The organism is Streptomyces sp. NPDC059874 (assembly GCF_042731135.1).
Lineage (GTDB): Bacteria > Actinomycetota > Actinomycetes > Streptomycetales > Streptomycetaceae > Streptomyces.
In genome coordinates, this window is sequence record NZ_JBHWJY010000100.1 from 14356 (window position 1) to 29462 (window position 15107).

Here is a 15107-nt window from a genome sequence, read left to right on the forward strand (position 1 = left end):
AGGCCGAAGACCAGGACGAGCCCACGGCGGAGCCCGCCGCGGCGGCTGCGGACCAGCCAGAGGCTGACGCCCCGCAGGCGCAGGACCAGCCCGAGGTGGAGGCCGCCGAGGCGACCGCGCCGGAGGCGGAGGCGCCTGCCGCCGAAGCTCCCGCCGCGGAGCAGCCCGAGCCCGAGGCGGAGCCCCTGGCCGCTGCCAAGGCCGAAGACCAGGACGAGCCCACGGCGGCTGCGGAGCAGCCCGAGGTGGAGGACCAGGCGACCGCGCCGGAGGCGGCCGCGCACGCGTTGGCCGCCGTGAAGCGGGTCGCGCCCGGGACGGTCGGGGCGTACAAGGCCGTCGGGCAGGTGCTGCGGGGCAAGGGGAAGACCGGGGCGCGGGCCAAGGTGTACCTCGTGCTGGACCGCTCCGGCTCGATGCGCGGCTTCTACAAGGACGGCAGTGCGCAGCACCTCGCCGACCACGCCCTCGCCCTCGCCGCGCACCTCGACGAGGCGGCGACCGTGCACACCGTGTTCTTCTCCACGGACGTGGACGGCACCGCGGACCTGTCCCTCGACGGCCACGACGAGGCCTGGGTCGAGTCCCGCCACGCCGAGCTCGGCCGGATGGGCCGCACCAGCTACCACGTGGCCGTCGAGGCCGTCGTCGAGCGGTACCAGAAGGACGGCGGCGAGGGCCCGGCCCTGGTCGTGTTCCAGACGGACGGCGCCCCCGACAACGTCCGCCCCGCCCGCCAGGCGATCGCCGATGCGGCCACCACCGCCCCCGGCATCCACTGGCAGTTCGTCGCCTTCGGCGAGCACGACTCCAAGGCCTTCGACTTCCTGCGCAAGCTGGACGCCGAGAACGCCGGCTTCTTCCACGCCGGCCCCGCCCCCACGGAGCTGACGTCCACCGCCCTGGCCAAGGGCCTCCTCGAACGCTTCTGAGCGACCAGGGCCAAACCAAGGCAAGCAAAAGGGAAGGGGCCCGGGATGTGATCCCGGGCCCCTTCCTCATGCCGTGTGAGGACTACCGCGCCGCATCCGGGTGCACGGCCTCGGCGATCGGCTTGGCGTCGGCCGGCTTCGTCTCCACCGGCTTGCGCAGCGCGATGTTCAGCTCGCGCAGGCGGGCTTCCTCCAGCACCGTCGGCGCGCCCATCATCAGGTCCTGCGCGTTGCCGTTCAGCGGGAAGGCGATGGTCTCGCGGATGTTCGGCTCGTCGGCCAGCAGCATGACCATGCGGTCCACGCCCGGGGCGATGCCACCGTGCGGCGGGGCGCCGAGGCGGAACGCGCGCAGCATGCCCGCGAACTCGCGCTCGACGGTCTCGGCCTCGTAACCGGCGATCTCGAAGGCCTTCAGCATGACCTCGGGCTCGTGGTTGCGGATGGCACCCGACGACAGCTCGATGCCGTTGCAGACGATGTCGTACTGCCAGGCCAGGATGTCGAGCGGGTCCTTCTCCTCCAGGTCCTTCATGCCGCCCTGCGGCATGGAGAAGGGGTTGTGCGAGAAGTCGATCTTGCCGGTCTCCTCGTCCTTCTCGTACATCGGGAAGTCGACGATCCAGCAGAAGCGGAAGACGTTCTCCTCGAACTGGCCCGCGCGCTTGGCCGCCTCGACCCGGACGCCGGACATGATCTTGGAGACCTCGTCGAACTCGCCCGCGCCGAAGAACACGGCGTGGCCGGCGGCCAGGCCCAGGCGCTCGGTGAGGACCTTGACGTTCTCCTCGGTGAGGAACTTGGCGATCGGGCCGGTCAGGGCACCGTCCTCGCCCACGCGGACCCAGGCCAGGCCCTTGGCGCCCAGCGAGATCGCGTACTCGCCGAGGCCGTCGAAGAACTTGCGCGGCTGCGCGGCGGTGTCCGGCACGGCCAGGGCACGGACGTGCTTGCCGGCGAACGCCTTGAACTCCGAGCCCTCGAACACGTCGGTGATGTCGACGAGCTCCAGCTTGGCGCGCAGGTCGGGCTTGTCGTTGCCGTACTTCAGCATCGACTCGCGGAACGGGATCCGCGGGAACGGCGAGGTGACCTCGCGGCCCTTGCCGAACTCCGTGAAGATCTCGGTCATCAGACGCTCGATCGGCTGGAAGACGTCCTCCTGCTCGACGAAGGACATCTCCACGTCGAGCTGGTAGAACTCGCCCGGCGAGCGGTCGGCGCGGGCGTCCTCGTCGCGGAAGCAGGGCGCGATCTGGAAGTACCGGTCGAAGCCGGAGATCATCAGCAGCTGCTTGAACTGCTGCGGGGCCTGCGGCAGGGCGTAGAACTTGCCCGGGTTCAGGCGGGACGGCACGACGAAGTCACGGGCGCCCTCGGGAGAGGTCGCGGTGAGGATCGGGGTCGCCATCTCGTTGAAGCCGAGGGCCACCATCTTCGAGCGGATCGACGCGATGACCGCCGAGCGCAGCATGATGTTGTCGTGCATGCGCTTGCGGCGCAGGTCGAGGAAGCGGTACTCCAGGCGCCGCTCCTCGTTCACACCGTCGTCGGTGTTGATGGTGAAGGGCAGCGGGGCGGCCGCGCCGAGCACCTCGACCTCGGCGGCCTCGATCTCGATCTCGCCGGTCGGCAGCTCGGGGTTGATGTTCTCGGCGCCGCGCGAGACGACCTTGCCGTCGACCCGGACCACGGTCTCCTTGGAGAGCTTCTCCAGGACGGCGGCGGCGGCGGTGCCGGGACGGGCCACGATCTGCGTGATGCCGTAGTGGTCACGCAGATCGATGAAGAGGATGCCGCCCAGGTCTCGACGATTGTGCAGCCAGCCGCTCAGCCGGACGTCAGTGTCGACGTCCGAGGCACGAAGCTCGTCGCACTTGTGGGACCTGTACCGATGCATCAGTCATCCAGTTCTTCGCGATACCAGGGTGGATTCAACCGTCCCAAGGTTACCGTCCGGGCGGGGGCCGGGTCGGGCACGCCTCGGGGACGCCCCGAGGAGGCCGCGAGGAGGCCGCGAGGACGCCCCGGGGACGCCCCGGGCTCGCCCGGCGGACCCCGCGAACAGGCACGTCAGTCGTATGACCTGTAAAGATGGCCGAGTGCGCACCGAGGATGTCCTGTCCGCCATCGCGACGGGCCTGTGGCGATGGGACAACGCCTCCGGGACGGTCTCCCTCGACGGCGAGGCCGCCCGGCTCCTCGGTCTGCCCGCGGAGCCGGTGGAGCTCGCGGAGGTCGCCGTACGGTCCCGGTTCCATCCGGTGGACTGGAACGAGATCAACGGCATCGTGAACCTGGCCGTCGCCGAGGGCACCCTCGCCGAGGCCCGGCTGCGGATCATGGACGAGGACGGCCGCGTCCTGCGCACCGTACGCAGCCGCTCCAAGCCCCTGGAGAACCGGACGGCGGACGGCCGCCTCGACTACGAGCTGATCGGCACCATCCAGGAGATCGCCGAGCCGCAGCCCGGCACCACCGCCGCGCACACCCCGATCACCGGCGACTGGCGGCGCTCCCGCGAGGCCTTCCTGCTGGACGCGGGTCGGGCGCTGGCCGAGGCCCGGTCCACGGCGGAGGTGCTGCGGGTCGCGGCCTCGCTGTCCATGCCGGGCTTCAGTCCGGACGGGCTGGCCGTGTTCGGCGTGGCCGGGGACCGGCTGTCGATCATCGGGCACCACGGGCACGGTCCCGGCGACGAGGGCCCCTTCTCCGACATGCGGCTCGACACCGCCTACCCGGCCGCGGAGGTCGTCCGTACCGGCCGGGCGATCTACCTGCCCACCCCCGAGGACTACAAACGGCGCTTCCCGGCCACCTGGCCGCTCGCCCAGCGCTTCGGCCGGACCTCCTGGGCCTTCCTGCCGCTCATCGTGGCCGGGCGCACCATGGGCGCCTGGATGGCCGCCTTCAAGCACCCGGTGTCCTTCTCCCCCGACGAACGCTCCGTCCTGACGACCGTCGCACGGATGCTCGCCCAGGCGCTCCAGCGCGCCGGAGTGGCCGAATCCGAGCGGGAACTCACCACCGGCCTGCAACGGTCGATGATGCCCCAGCTCGGCCCGGAGATCCCCGGCATGCAGATCGCCGCGCGGTACGTCCCGACGGGCGGCGGGCTCCAGGTCGGCGGCGACTGGTACGACATGATCCCGCTGCCCTCGGGACGGTTCGCGCTGGTCATCGGCGACGTACAGGGCCACGACGTGCGGGCGGCCGGGCTGATGGGCCAGCTGCGGATCGCCGTGCGCGCCTACGCGTCGGAGGGCCACCGCCCCGACGCGGTGCTCTCGCGCGCCTCCCGCTTCCTCGCCGGGCTGTGCTCCTCGCAGGAGGCCGACTCGGACGAGGACTCCGACTTCCAGAGCCCGCGCTTCGCGACCTGCCTGTACGCGGAGTGCGACCCCCGCACCGGGATGCTGGAGGTGGCCCGCGCCGGCCATCCCGATCCGGCGATCCGGATGACGGACGGCACCGTCCTGATGCGGCCCACCGCGGGCGGGCTCCCGCTCGGGATCGTCCCCGACACGGACTACCCCACGACCCGGTTCACCCTGGAGCCCGGCGAGACGATGATGCTCTGCACCGACGGGCTCATCGAGACCGGCGGGCACGACCTGGACACCGGCTGGGCGCGGCTGCGCGCGATCCTGGAGTCCGATACCCCCGACCCCGAGGGCCCGGAGGACGGGCACGTCGACGGCGGCCACCTCGAAAAGCTGGCCGACCTGCTGGTCCAGGCCGTGCACGGGCCGTCCTCGCACCACACCACCGGCCCGCTGGCCGACCGCCGCGAGGACGACATAGCCGTGGTCCTGCTGTGCCGCGAGGGCGAGGGCTGCGGCTGCGGGACCCCGCTGCTGCACCCGGCCCGCCCGGCCCGCCGCACGATGCTGACCGTGGCGCAGGCCGAGCCCGAGCGGATCGCGGGCGCCCGGCAGCAGATCCGGGAGCTGCTGCACGACTGGGCCGACGAGGAACAGGTGGACTCGGCGGTGCTGATGGTCTCCGAGATGGTGACGAACGTACTCATGCACACCGACGGCGACGCGCTGCTGGTCGCGGAGGCGGTGGGCGAGCTGGGCGTCCGCCGGCTGCGCGTGGAGGTCGCGGACGCCAGCGACGAGCTCCCGCACAAGCGGCACCCGGGCGAGATGGCCTCCAGCGGGCGCGGGGTGCTGCTGATGGAGATGCTGGCCGACACCTGGGGAGTGGACCCGCGGGGCGAGGGCAAGTCGATCTGGTTCGAGCTGGGCGAGCAGTCGAAGCAGCCCGACACCGGCTGACCCAGCGTGATGATGTTCGGCCGATAGCACCGGCCTGCCCGGCGTGGCACTCACTGCGCGTCACCTGCGCCGCCGCACCCTGTTCGACGAACCAGGTGGCAGGCGACAAGGAGCACACCTTGAGCGGGTGGAGAACGGCCCTCGGCGTGGCGGCCCTGGCGGCGGCGACCGCACTGGCCCAGATGGGAAGTGCGTACGCGGCGGCGGGTGACTTGGACCTGTCGTTCTCGGGCGACGGCACCGTGGTCACGAGCATCGGCACCGGTGTGGACACCGCTCGCGGTGTCGCCGTGCAACCGGACGACAAGGTCGTGGTGGTGGGCGACGCCCTCACCGGGACCGAGGGCATCACCCGCGACTGGGCGGTGGTCCGCTACAACGCCGACGGCAGCCCCGACACGACCTTCGGCGAGGGCGACGGCATCGTGCGGACGGACTTCACCGGCGCGGTCGACACCGCCTACTCGGTCGTGGTCCTGCCGGACGGCAAGCTCCTGGTCGGCGGAGGCGCCTTCATCGGCACCGCGAGCGGCATCGACTTCACCATCGTCCGCTACAACGCCGACGGCAGCATCGACACGACCTTCGGCGGCGGCGACGGCATCACCAGCACGACTTTCCAGTTCACCCAGGACCCCGACACGATCAAGCAGCTGTTCGTACTGCCGGACGGCAAGATCCTCGCGGCGGGCACGGCCGAGTGGGCAGGCGCACCCGCCTTCGCCGCGGCCCGCTTCACCAGCGACGGCATCCTCGACACCACCTTCGGCGGCACGGCTGCCGGAGTCAGCGGGGCCGGACCCGGCAGGGTCGCGACCTCCTGGCTGGAGGACGACTTCGGCTTCGGAGAGGTCGGCGGTGCGGCGCTCCAGGCCGACGGGAAGCTCGCCCTCGCGGGCTCCATCCAGCACGACATCTTCAATCCCACGACGTGGCGCGTGCTCCGTTTCAACGCCAACGGCAGTTACGACGACGGCACCGCCGACGACTCCACCCCGGGCGACAAGTTCGGAGCGACCGGCTGGGTCGACACCACGATCAGCGGGGGCAGCGAGGCGGCGAGCGCCATCACCGTGCAGCCGGACGGCAAACTCGTCGCGGCAGGCGACACCGGCGACAACGTGAACACCGACTTGGGGATGGCCCGATACCTCACCGACGGCACTCTCGATCCGGCCTTCGGTTTCAACGGTACGGGAAAGCTGTTCTTCAACGTGGGCACCCTCAACGCGGCAAGGGCTGTGAAACTGCAGCCCGACGGAAAGATCCTCACCGCCGGAGTGTCCTTCTCCACCAACGGCGTCGGCAGCTTCGCGATCACCCGGCACACCACGGCAGGCGACCCCGACACGACCTTCAGCGGTGACGGGGCGGTCCTGACCAACATCCCCGGGACCGCCAACGACGACGCCAACGCCCTGGCCCTGTACCCCGACGGCAGGTTCGTCGCGGCCGGATCCGCCGGCCCGGCGGACTTCGGCACTGCCCGGTACCTGCCCGACCCCCCGACCGCCGACCTGGCTGTCACCAAGACCGACTCCCCCGACCCCGTGGCCATCGGCGACACCCTCACCTACACCCTCACCGTGACCAACAGCCCCGCGTCGCAAGACGCGCACGGGGTCTCCGTCACCGACACGCTCCCGGCCGGCGTGGTCCCCGTATCGGCCACCAGCACCCAGGGCACCTGCACCCTCGCGGTCAGCTGCGATCTCGGCACCCTCGCGGCCGGCGCCTCCGCCACCGTGACCATCACCGTTGAAACGGAACAGCTCGGCACGCTCACCAACTCCGCCACCGTCACGGCGACCGAGGCCGATACGAACCCGGACAACAACACGGCCACCGCCCAGACCACCGTCAACAACCCGCTCGGCTGCACGATCATCGGAACCTCCGGCAACGACCTCCTCACCGGCACCAGCGGCAGCGACGTGATCTGCGGCCTCGGCGGCGACGACACCCTGAACGGCCGCTCCGGCGCCGACACCCTGTACGCCGGCACCGGCAACGACACCCTCATCGGCGGGGCGGGCGGTGACTCGCTCGACGGCGGCGCGGGCAACGACTCCCTCACCGGCGAAGCCGGGAACGACACCATCACCGCAGGTCCCGGCACCGACACCATCGACGCGGGCCCCGGCGCCGACACCGTCAACACCCAGGACGGCATCGCCGAGACGGTCGACGGCGGACCCGGACGGGACACCTGCACCACCGACCCGATCGACCAAGTGACCAGTTGCTGAGCCACTGGTCCGAACCGATCATCAGAAGTGGTTGGATGACGAGGTGCTGAGCTCCCTGCTTCCCGAGCCCGTCCGGCGGCTGGCCGCCTGGTGCGTCGTCTTCCTCCTCGCCACCGGCGTGGTGGCGGTCCTGATCTGGCTGTGCGTCACCTTCAAGGCCGCCGTCACCCCGGTGCTGCTCGCCCTGCTCGGCACGGCCCTGCTCGGGCCGATGCACCGGCGGCTGATCCGGATGCGGGTGAACCGTTCCCTCGCCGCCGCGCTCACCTGCCTGGCCGTGGTCGCGGTGGTCGGCGGGGCGGCGTACGTCGTCGTGCTGGCGCTGATCGAGACGGGCGACCAGATCATCGACTCGCTGCGCAAGGCGGGCAAGGACCTCGCCGAACACTTCGGGGCGGCCGGCACCTCGCTGGAGGACCTCGCCAAGAACTCGAAGGACCTGCTGTCGAAGTTCGGCGGCACGGCCGCATCCGGCGTGCTCACCGGTCTCAGCGTGGTCGGCCAGATGCTCGCGACCGCCCTCCTCGCCCTGCTGTTGATCTTCTTCTTCCTGCGCGACTCCGACCGGGCCGCGGCCGGCCTTCGATCCCTGGTGCCCAGCCGTTCGGGCGACATGATCGAGGCGATGGGCAGGCGCGCCTTCGAGGCCGTCGAGGGCTTCATGCGCGGCACCACCTTCATCGCGCTGATCGACGCCGTACTGATCACCGCGGGCCTGCTGATCCTGAGGGTGCCGGGGGCGGTGGGCCTGGGCGCCCTCGTCTTCGTGACGGCCTACATCCCCTACCTCGGAGCCTTCCTGTCCGGCGCCATCGCGGTCCTGGTCGCCTTCGCCGACCGGGGCTGGGTGGTCGCGCTGTGGACCCTGGGCGTGGTGCTGGCGGTGCAGGTGATCGAGGGCAACGTGCTGCAGCCGGTGGTGCAGAGCCGCACGGTGCAGATGCACCCGGCGGTGGTCATGCTGGCCATCACGGCCGGGGCGAGCGTCGCCGGGATCCTCGGGATGCTGCTCGCGGTACCGCTGGCCGCGGCCCTCTTCGGGGTGATCTCGGAACTCCGGGCCCGGTACGCCGAGGATGCGACGCCCGGGCCCGCGTAGGTCCGCTTGGGGCCCGCCTGGGCCGGCTCAGGCCGTCTCTTCGTCCACCTGGCCGGTGCCCCGGTGGCCGAGGCCCGTGCGCGCGGTGGTGGGAATGGTGCCCAGCCGCCCGGCCTGGAAGTCGTCGAAGGCCTGCTGGAGTTCGTGCTTGTTGTTCATGACGAACGGCCCGTAGTGCGCCATCGGTTCCCGGATCGGACGCCCGCCGAGGAGGACGATCTCCAGGTCCGGGGTGTTGGAGTCCTGGGACTCGTCCGCCCGCACCGTGATCGAGCCGCCCTCGCCGAAGACGGCCGTCTGCCCGGTGTGGACCGGCCGGCGGTCGACGCCGACCGAGCCGCGCCCGGCCATGACGTACGCGAGGGCGTTGAAGTCCTCGCGCCACGGGAGGGTGATCTGCGCGCCCGGGGTGACGGTCGCGTGGATCATCGTGATCGGGGTGTGGGTGATGCCCGGGCCCTGGTGGCCGTCGAGCTCGCCGGCGATCACGCGGAGCAGGGAGCCGCCGTCGGGGGTGGTCAGCAGCTGGACCTGGCCGCCGCCGATGTCCTGGTAGCGCGGGGGCATCATCTTGTCCGAGGCCGGGAGGTTGACCCACAGCTGGAGGCCGTGGAACAGCCCGCCGGACACGACGAGGGCCTCCGGCGGGGCCTCGATGTGCAGCAGGCCCGAACCGGCGGTCATCCACTGGGTGTCACCGCCGTTGATGACTCCGCCGCCGCCGTTGCTGTCCTGGTGGACGAAGGTTCCGTCGATCAGGTACGTGACGGTCTCGAAGCCGCGGTGCGGGTGCCAGGGAGTGCCCTTGGGCTCGCCCGGCGCGTACTCCACCTCGCCCATCTGATCCATCATGATGAACGGGTCGAGGTACTGGTAGTTGATCCCGGCGAACGCGCGGCGCACCGGGAATCCCTCGCCCTCGAACCCACCGGGAGCGGAAACGACGGCCAGCACCTTGCGCGCGACGGCGGCCTGCGGCTCGGCCACTCGCGGAAGGGTCAACGGGTTCTCAACAGTCACTGCGGGCATGGTCAGGACCTCCTTCTGCTTCGAGTTTAGTTGAAACTCGAACTTTCTGCCACACCCGACAGAACGCGAAGGCCCCCGGGGACATTCCCCGGGGGCCTCGTGGGCACATACGCGCAGGTCAGCGACCGATCAGCAGTGGTTCATCCCGTACGCACCCGGGTTGGAGTCGAAGGCCGAAGACGTCCACACGACCGAGGCCGGGACGAAGCCGAAGCGGCCCGTCACGTCGCCGTAGGCGCCGTACCAAGTGGTGCCCTCGTTCTTGGTCCAACAGTTGAAGACGCTCGGGTTGGTCTTGAGGGTGTCCACCCACGGAGCGCTGTAGCTGGCGTTGCGGTACATGTCGACGGGTGCGTCGTTGCCGCAGTAGAGCTTCCCGCCGCTCACCCCGCACCACGCGGCCGCCGCGGCCTCGGCGGGCGCCGCCGCCAGGACCCCCGTGCCCAGCGCCAGCATCCCGGTGGCCGCCACTGCGGCGAGCTTCGTACGGATCGACGTGCGAGCCATCACTGCCTCCTCGTAGATGGGGCGGGGGACCCCCCGTGGATTCCCCCGCAGCACCGATACTCGGCAGCCGGCGACACGGCCGCGATGCTTTCGGTCCTCGCCGAAACGTTCAACCGCCGCTGTGCAGCAGGTCCACGCCCAGGCCCGTCGCCGCGTGGAGGACCGCCTTGCCGTCCCGCCGGGTGGTGATCAGCCCGGCCGCGCGCAGGGTGCGGGTGTGCTCCGAGACCGAGGGGAGCGAGATGTCCAGGTCCCGCGCCAGCTCGCTGGTGGTGCGCTGCTGGACCAAGAGCTGGAGCACCGCCGCCCGGGTACGCCCCAGCAGCGCGTCCAGCGCGCCCTCCGCCGGGCCCTGGCCGACCAGCGGGAGCGGGGTCAGCGCCGGGTACATCAGCAGGTACGCCCCCGACGGGCCGTCCGGCCCCTCCGCGATCAACGGGCGCCCCGTCCAGAACGGCGAGGGCATCAGCGTCAGCCCCCGCCCCCCGAGCCGGACCTCGTAGTCGGGCCGCACGTCGACCTCGAACGCGCTTCCCGACCAGCCCGCCCGCGGATGCGTACTGGCCAGACACGCCTTGATGCCGTGGGCGGCCAACAACCGGGTGCGCCAGGCCACGTCCGCCTGGAAGGACTGCCGGATGCGCGGCCAGTACGGGGCGACGAGCACCTCGTACGCGGACCGCAGCGCACCGTCGAGCTGCTCCCACGCCTCGCGGTCCTGCCGCCACAGCGCGCGCAGCCAGGAATCGGAGCCGGGAGCCCGGGCGGCGGCGCGGCCCAGCTCCTCGGGAGTGAGCCGCGGGCCCGCCTCCCGTACGGCGCACAGGCCGTCCTCCAGGGTGCGGTCGTACGGCTCGACGAACTGCGGGTTGTCGCCGTCGGGGCGCAGCAGGTCCAGCAGCGGCCGCACCCGGCCCGGCAACTCCCGGGTGACGTGGCCGCGCCAGCGGCCGAAAACCGCCTGCTCGTCCCGGCGCTGCCAGGCGACCAGCGCCATGGCCAGCTCCACCAACGGGAGCGGCTCGCTCGCGAAGGTGACGTTGAGCAGGTCCTCGGTGGTGACGTGCACCCTCAGCATCCCGCCCGCCCCCGCCCAGTCAGGCCTCAGCCGGAAGGCTCAGCCATACATGCGGCGCATCGCGAAGTCGACCATCTGCTCGACCGCCTTCGCGTCGAAGACCATCCGGTGGTCGCCCTCCATGTCGAGGACGAAGCCGTACCCGGTGGGCAGCAGGTCGATCACCTCCGCGCCGGTGATCACGAAGTACTTGGACTCCTTGCCGGCGTACCGGCGCAGCTCCTTGAGCGTGGTGAACATCGGGATGACCGGCTGCTGCGTGTTGTGCAGCGCCAGGAAGCCCGGGGTGTCGCCGCGCGGGCAGTAGACCTTCGAGGAGGCGAAGATCTGCTGGAAGTCCTCGGCGGACAGCGACCCGGTCGTGAAGGCGCGCACCGCGTCCGCGAGGGACGGCGGCGAGGGCTCGGGGTACAGCGGCGGTTGCTGCTGCGCGTAGCCCTGCTGGGGCTGCGCGTACTGCTGCTGCCCCGCGCTCACGTTCTGGTCGTAGCCGTACATGGGCCGAAGCCTACCGAGGCGGAGGCCCGCCGGGACCGTCAGATCCGGTCACCGGGCCCCCAGCCCGTCGACGAGGGCGACCCGGGCGGCGTCGGAGACCACGAGGACGGGCCCCGAAGTGGCACTCCCCGGCCGTCCGTTCGCGTTCCCGCCCCTACGGGACGGTGGCGGTGGCGGTGGGGCGGGGAAGCTTGGTGTCCACCTCGGGTTCGCTGATCCACGGCTTGTCCAGGGCGAGCCAGAGGATGACGGCCGCCAGGACGACGGCTACTGCGGCGGCTTTCAAGGAAGTCCGCATGGGGGTGGGCTCCTCGGGGACGGCGAATGTGGCTGCGCCCCCGACCGTAGTGGGCGGGGGCGCGGCGCGTCAGGGGTTCAGACGGGGATCACATCTTGAGGGCGTCGGCGCGGTCGTTCCACGAGCCGGTGCCCCAGCCGGGGTAGTCCTTGTTGGCGAGGTTGCTGAAGCAGCCGCCGAGCGGGGTGATGATCTCCGGGTCGGGCATGTTGTCGCGGTAGTCGATCAGCGCCATGCCACCGATCTGGTCGTTGTTGCAGGTGGAGGTGGTCTGGTCGCGGAAGCCGTACTGACCGAAGGTCTTGGTGCCGTCCTCGGACCACTGGAGCTTGCGGCCGTCATAGCTCTTGTGTTCCCAGATGCAGACCCAGCCGAAGGCACAGGTCGGGGTGCCCGCGATGGCCATGGGGGCGGCTTCGACGCCGGAGGGCGCGGCGCCGGCGGCGTTCTTGGCGGCCTCCGTCTGGGGGCCGATCTTGGCGCTGCGGCCCTGGGGGACCTTGGGGAGCGCGCGTGCGTCCTTCTTGGCGTACTCGGCCATGTCTGCCTGGGCCTGCTCGTCGGTGTCGAAACAGCGGACGCTCAGGTCGGGGTATTCGGAACAGACGGTGGCGGTGCCCCAGCTCCCGGCAAGGTCGATCTTCTTGCCCTTGTGGAGGCCCATGATCTTGCCCTTGCGGGCCTTGGCGTCGCGGTCGCGGTCGGCCTGGTCCGCGGGGCCGGTGTTGACGGGGCCGTCGGCGGGCGGGGCGGGGGCCGGGGTGGCGGCGGTCGCGTTGACGGTGAGGCCGAGGGCAAGGGTGAGACCCAGTCCGGCGGCGGCGATGGTGCGCTTGATGTTCAAGGTTAACCAATCCTCCCGTTGTGACTCGAGGTCGGACTGTACGAGGGGAGGAATTTGTTCCGGAAATCATTTTTGACAGCAACTTGCCCGTGTCGGACCGGAGTTGTCAGTTCCGGGATGCATCGTCGGTCGAACCCGGGCCAGACCCGGGCCAGACCCGGGCCAGACCCGGGCCGGCTCCGAGGCCGTCCGGTGCGAGCTTGACCCTGGTCACAGTCGGGTCGGAAGGGTTGCCGTTATTACCGGCGGGTAGCATCATTACGTTACCGATTGGTATGTACGAGGAACCTCTCTCCCCGAGCCTTAACGGAGCCGTCGCCATGGGGCACTACAAGTCGAATCTCCGCGACATCGAGTTCAACCTCTTCGAGGTGCTCGGCCGCGACAAGCTGTACGGCACCGGTCCGTTCGAGGAGATGGACTCCGAGACCGCCAAGGACGTCCTGTCCGAGATAGCCCGCCTCGCCGAGAACGAGCTGGCGGAGTCCTTCGCGGACGCCGACCGCAACCCGCCGGTCTTCGACCCGGCCACCAACACCGCCCCGGTCCCGGCGTCCTTCAAGAAGAGCTACGAAGCCTTCATGGACTCCGAGTACTGGCGCCTCGGCCTCCCCGAGGAGATCGGCGGCACCGTCTCGCCCCGCTCCCTCATCTGGGCCTACGCGGAGCTCCTGCTCGGCTCGAACCCGGCCATCTGGATGTACTCCTCCGGCCCGGCCTTCGCCGGCGTCCTCCACGAGGAGGGCAACGAGGCGCAGAAGAAGATCGCGCAGATCGCCGTGGAGAAGCGCTGGGGCTCCACCATGGTCCTCACCGAGCCGGACGCGGGTTCGGACGTCGGCGCCGGCCGCACCAAGGCCATCCAGCAGGCCGACGGCTCCTGGCACATCGAGGGCGTGAAGCGCTTCATCACGTCCGGCGAGCACGACATGGAGGAGAACATCCTCCACTACGTCCTCGCGCGCCCCGAGGGCCACGGCCCGGGGACGAAGGGGCTCTCGCTCTTCCTCGTGCCCAAGTTCCACTTCGACTGGGAGACCGGCGAGCTGGGCGAGCGCAACGGCGTCTACGCCACGAACGTCGAGCACAAGATGGGCCTCAAGGCCTCCAACACGTGCGAGATGACCTTCGGCGACCAGCACCCCGCCAAGGGCTGGCTGATCGGTGACAAGCACGACGGCATCCGCCAGATGTTCATGATCATCGAGTTCGCCCGCATGATGGTCGGCACGAAGGCCATCGCGACCCTGTCGACGGGCTACCTGAACGCGCTGGAGTACGCCAAGGAGCGCGTGCAGGGCCCGGACCTGGCGAACTTCATGGACAAGACCGCGCCCAAGGTCACCATCACGCACCACCCCGACGTGCGCCGCTCGCTCATGACGCAGAAGGCGTACGCCGAGGGCATGCGCGCCCTGGTCCTCTACACCGCCTCCGTCCAGGACGACATCCAGCTCAAGCAGGCCGCCGGCGAGGACGCCTCCTCCCTGATCGGCCTCAACGACCTGCTCCTGCCGATCGTGAAGGGCTACGGCTCGGAGAAGTCCTACGAGCAGCTCGCCCAGTCCCTGCAGACCTTCGGTGGCTCCGGCTACCTGCAGGAGTACCCGATCGAGCAGTACATCCGCGACGCCAAGATCGACACCCTCTACGAGGGCACCACCGCGATCCAGGGCCAGGACTTCTTCTTCCGCAAGATCGTCCGCGACCAGGGCGCCTCCCTGAACGTCCTCTCCGAGACGATCAAGAAGTTCCTGGCCGAGGCCGTCGGCGGCGAGGAGCTCGCCCCGGCGCGCGACGCGCTCGCCAAGGCCGCCGTGGACCTGGAGGCCATCGTCGGCCAGATGATCGTCGACCTCACCGCCACCGGCGAGGACGTCAAGAACATCTACAAGGTCGGCCAGAACACCACCCGCCTGCTGATGGCCTCGGGCGACGTGGTCGTCGGATACCTGCTGCTCAAGGGCGCCGCCGTGGCCGCCGAGAAGCTGGCGGGCGCCTCCGCCAAGGACGTGCCGTTCTACACCGGCAAGATCGCCGCCGCGAAGTTCTTCGCCGCCGAGGTCCTCCCGGGCGTCGCGGTCCAGCGCGCGCTGGCCGAGGCCGTCGACAACACCCTGATGGACCTCGACGAGGCCGCCTTCTAGACTGCGCCACCCCGCAGGTCACAGGTGGCCGGGCCCTCCGCACGGAGGCCCGGCCGCCTGCACGCCCGGGGCCCGGCGGGGGCGGGCACCGGCACGCCGCGCCGCGGCCGCCCGGGGCCCCCGCGGCCGAGGGCGCGGGAGAG

12 protein-coding genes are annotated in these 15107 nt (G+C 70.7%); 5 read left to right on the forward strand and 7 right to left on the reverse strand.

Features of this window, described 5'->3' with window-relative positions; translation table 11 throughout:
- Positions 1 to 932: VWA domain-containing protein (locus ACFV9H_RS36350; protein ID WP_385407149.1), on the forward strand; the 932-nt coding region annotated here is incomplete at its 5' end.
- A gap of 82 nt (positions 933 to 1014) precedes the next feature.
- Here the strand turns inward: ACFV9H_RS36350 and aspS are convergent.
- Positions 1015 to 2832, reverse strand: coding sequence for an aspartate--tRNA ligase (aspS, locus tag ACFV9H_RS36355; RefSeq protein ID WP_385407152.1), 1818 nt, complete (start codon positions 2830 to 2832; stop codon positions 1015 to 1017).
- A gap of 202 nt (positions 2833 to 3034) precedes the next feature.
- Between aspS and ACFV9H_RS36360 the strand changes: the two genes are divergently transcribed.
- The 3 genes from ACFV9H_RS36360 to ACFV9H_RS36370 all read left to right on the forward strand — a co-directional run bounded on the left by ACFV9H_RS36360 (position 3035) and on the right by ACFV9H_RS36370 (position 8563).
- Positions 3035 to 5215 (forward strand): SpoIIE family protein phosphatase, encoded by a 2181-nt coding sequence (locus ACFV9H_RS36360; protein WP_385407155.1) that lies wholly within the window; start codon positions 3035 to 3037, stop codon positions 5213 to 5215.
- A gap of 119 nt (positions 5216 to 5334) precedes the next feature.
- Positions 5335 to 7464, forward strand: coding sequence for a calcium-binding protein (locus ACFV9H_RS36365; RefSeq protein ID WP_385407159.1), 2130 nt, complete (start codon positions 5335 to 5337; stop codon positions 7462 to 7464).
- Between the two features lie 31 nt (positions 7465 to 7495).
- A complete protein-coding gene (locus ACFV9H_RS36370; protein ID WP_385407161.1) occupies positions 7496 to 8563 on the forward strand; it encodes an AI-2E family transporter in 1068 nt (355 codons plus the stop codon).
- Between the two features lie 27 nt (positions 8564 to 8590).
- Here the strand turns inward: ACFV9H_RS36370 and ACFV9H_RS36375 are convergent, their stop codons facing one another.
- The 6 genes from ACFV9H_RS36375 to ACFV9H_RS36400 all read right to left on the reverse strand — a co-directional run bounded on the left by ACFV9H_RS36375 (position 8591) and on the right by ACFV9H_RS36400 (position 12817).
- Positions 8591 to 9592 (reverse strand): pirin family protein, encoded by a 1002-nt coding sequence (locus ACFV9H_RS36375; protein WP_385407164.1) that lies wholly within the window; start codon positions 9590 to 9592, stop codon positions 8591 to 8593.
- A 129-nt stretch (positions 9593 to 9721) separates the two neighbouring features.
- A complete protein-coding gene (locus tag ACFV9H_RS36380; protein ID WP_385407167.1) occupies positions 9722 to 10099 on the reverse strand; it encodes a hypothetical protein in 378 nt (125 codons plus the stop codon).
- Positions 10100 to 10208: 109 nt separating this feature from the next.
- Entirely contained in the window at positions 10209 to 11177 is a 969-nt protein-coding gene (locus ACFV9H_RS36385; protein WP_385407171.1) for an ArsR/SmtB family transcription factor, read from the reverse strand.
- A 39-nt stretch (positions 11178 to 11216) separates the two neighbouring features.
- A complete protein-coding gene (locus ACFV9H_RS36390; protein WP_385407174.1) occupies positions 11217 to 11675 on the reverse strand; it encodes an SseB family protein in 459 nt (152 codons plus the stop codon).
- Between the two features lie 154 nt (positions 11676 to 11829).
- On the reverse strand, positions 11830 to 11973 hold the full coding sequence (locus ACFV9H_RS36395; protein WP_385407177.1) for a hypothetical protein: 144 nt from the start codon (positions 11971 to 11973) through the stop codon (positions 11830 to 11832).
- 88 nt (positions 11974 to 12061) lie between these two features.
- Complete coding sequence (locus ACFV9H_RS36400; RefSeq protein WP_385407180.1) at positions 12062 to 12817, reverse strand: peptidase inhibitor family I36 protein; 756 nt, start codon at positions 12815 to 12817, stop codon at positions 12062 to 12064.
- A 320-nt stretch (positions 12818 to 13137) separates the two neighbouring features.
- Here ACFV9H_RS36400 and ACFV9H_RS36405 point away from each other — a divergent pair, with 320 nt between their 5' ends.
- A complete protein-coding gene (locus tag ACFV9H_RS36405) occupies positions 13138 to 14964 on the forward strand; it encodes an acyl-CoA dehydrogenase (RefSeq protein WP_385407184.1) in 1827 nt (608 codons plus the stop codon).
- The last annotated feature ends 143 nt before the right edge of the window (positions 14965 to 15107 follow it).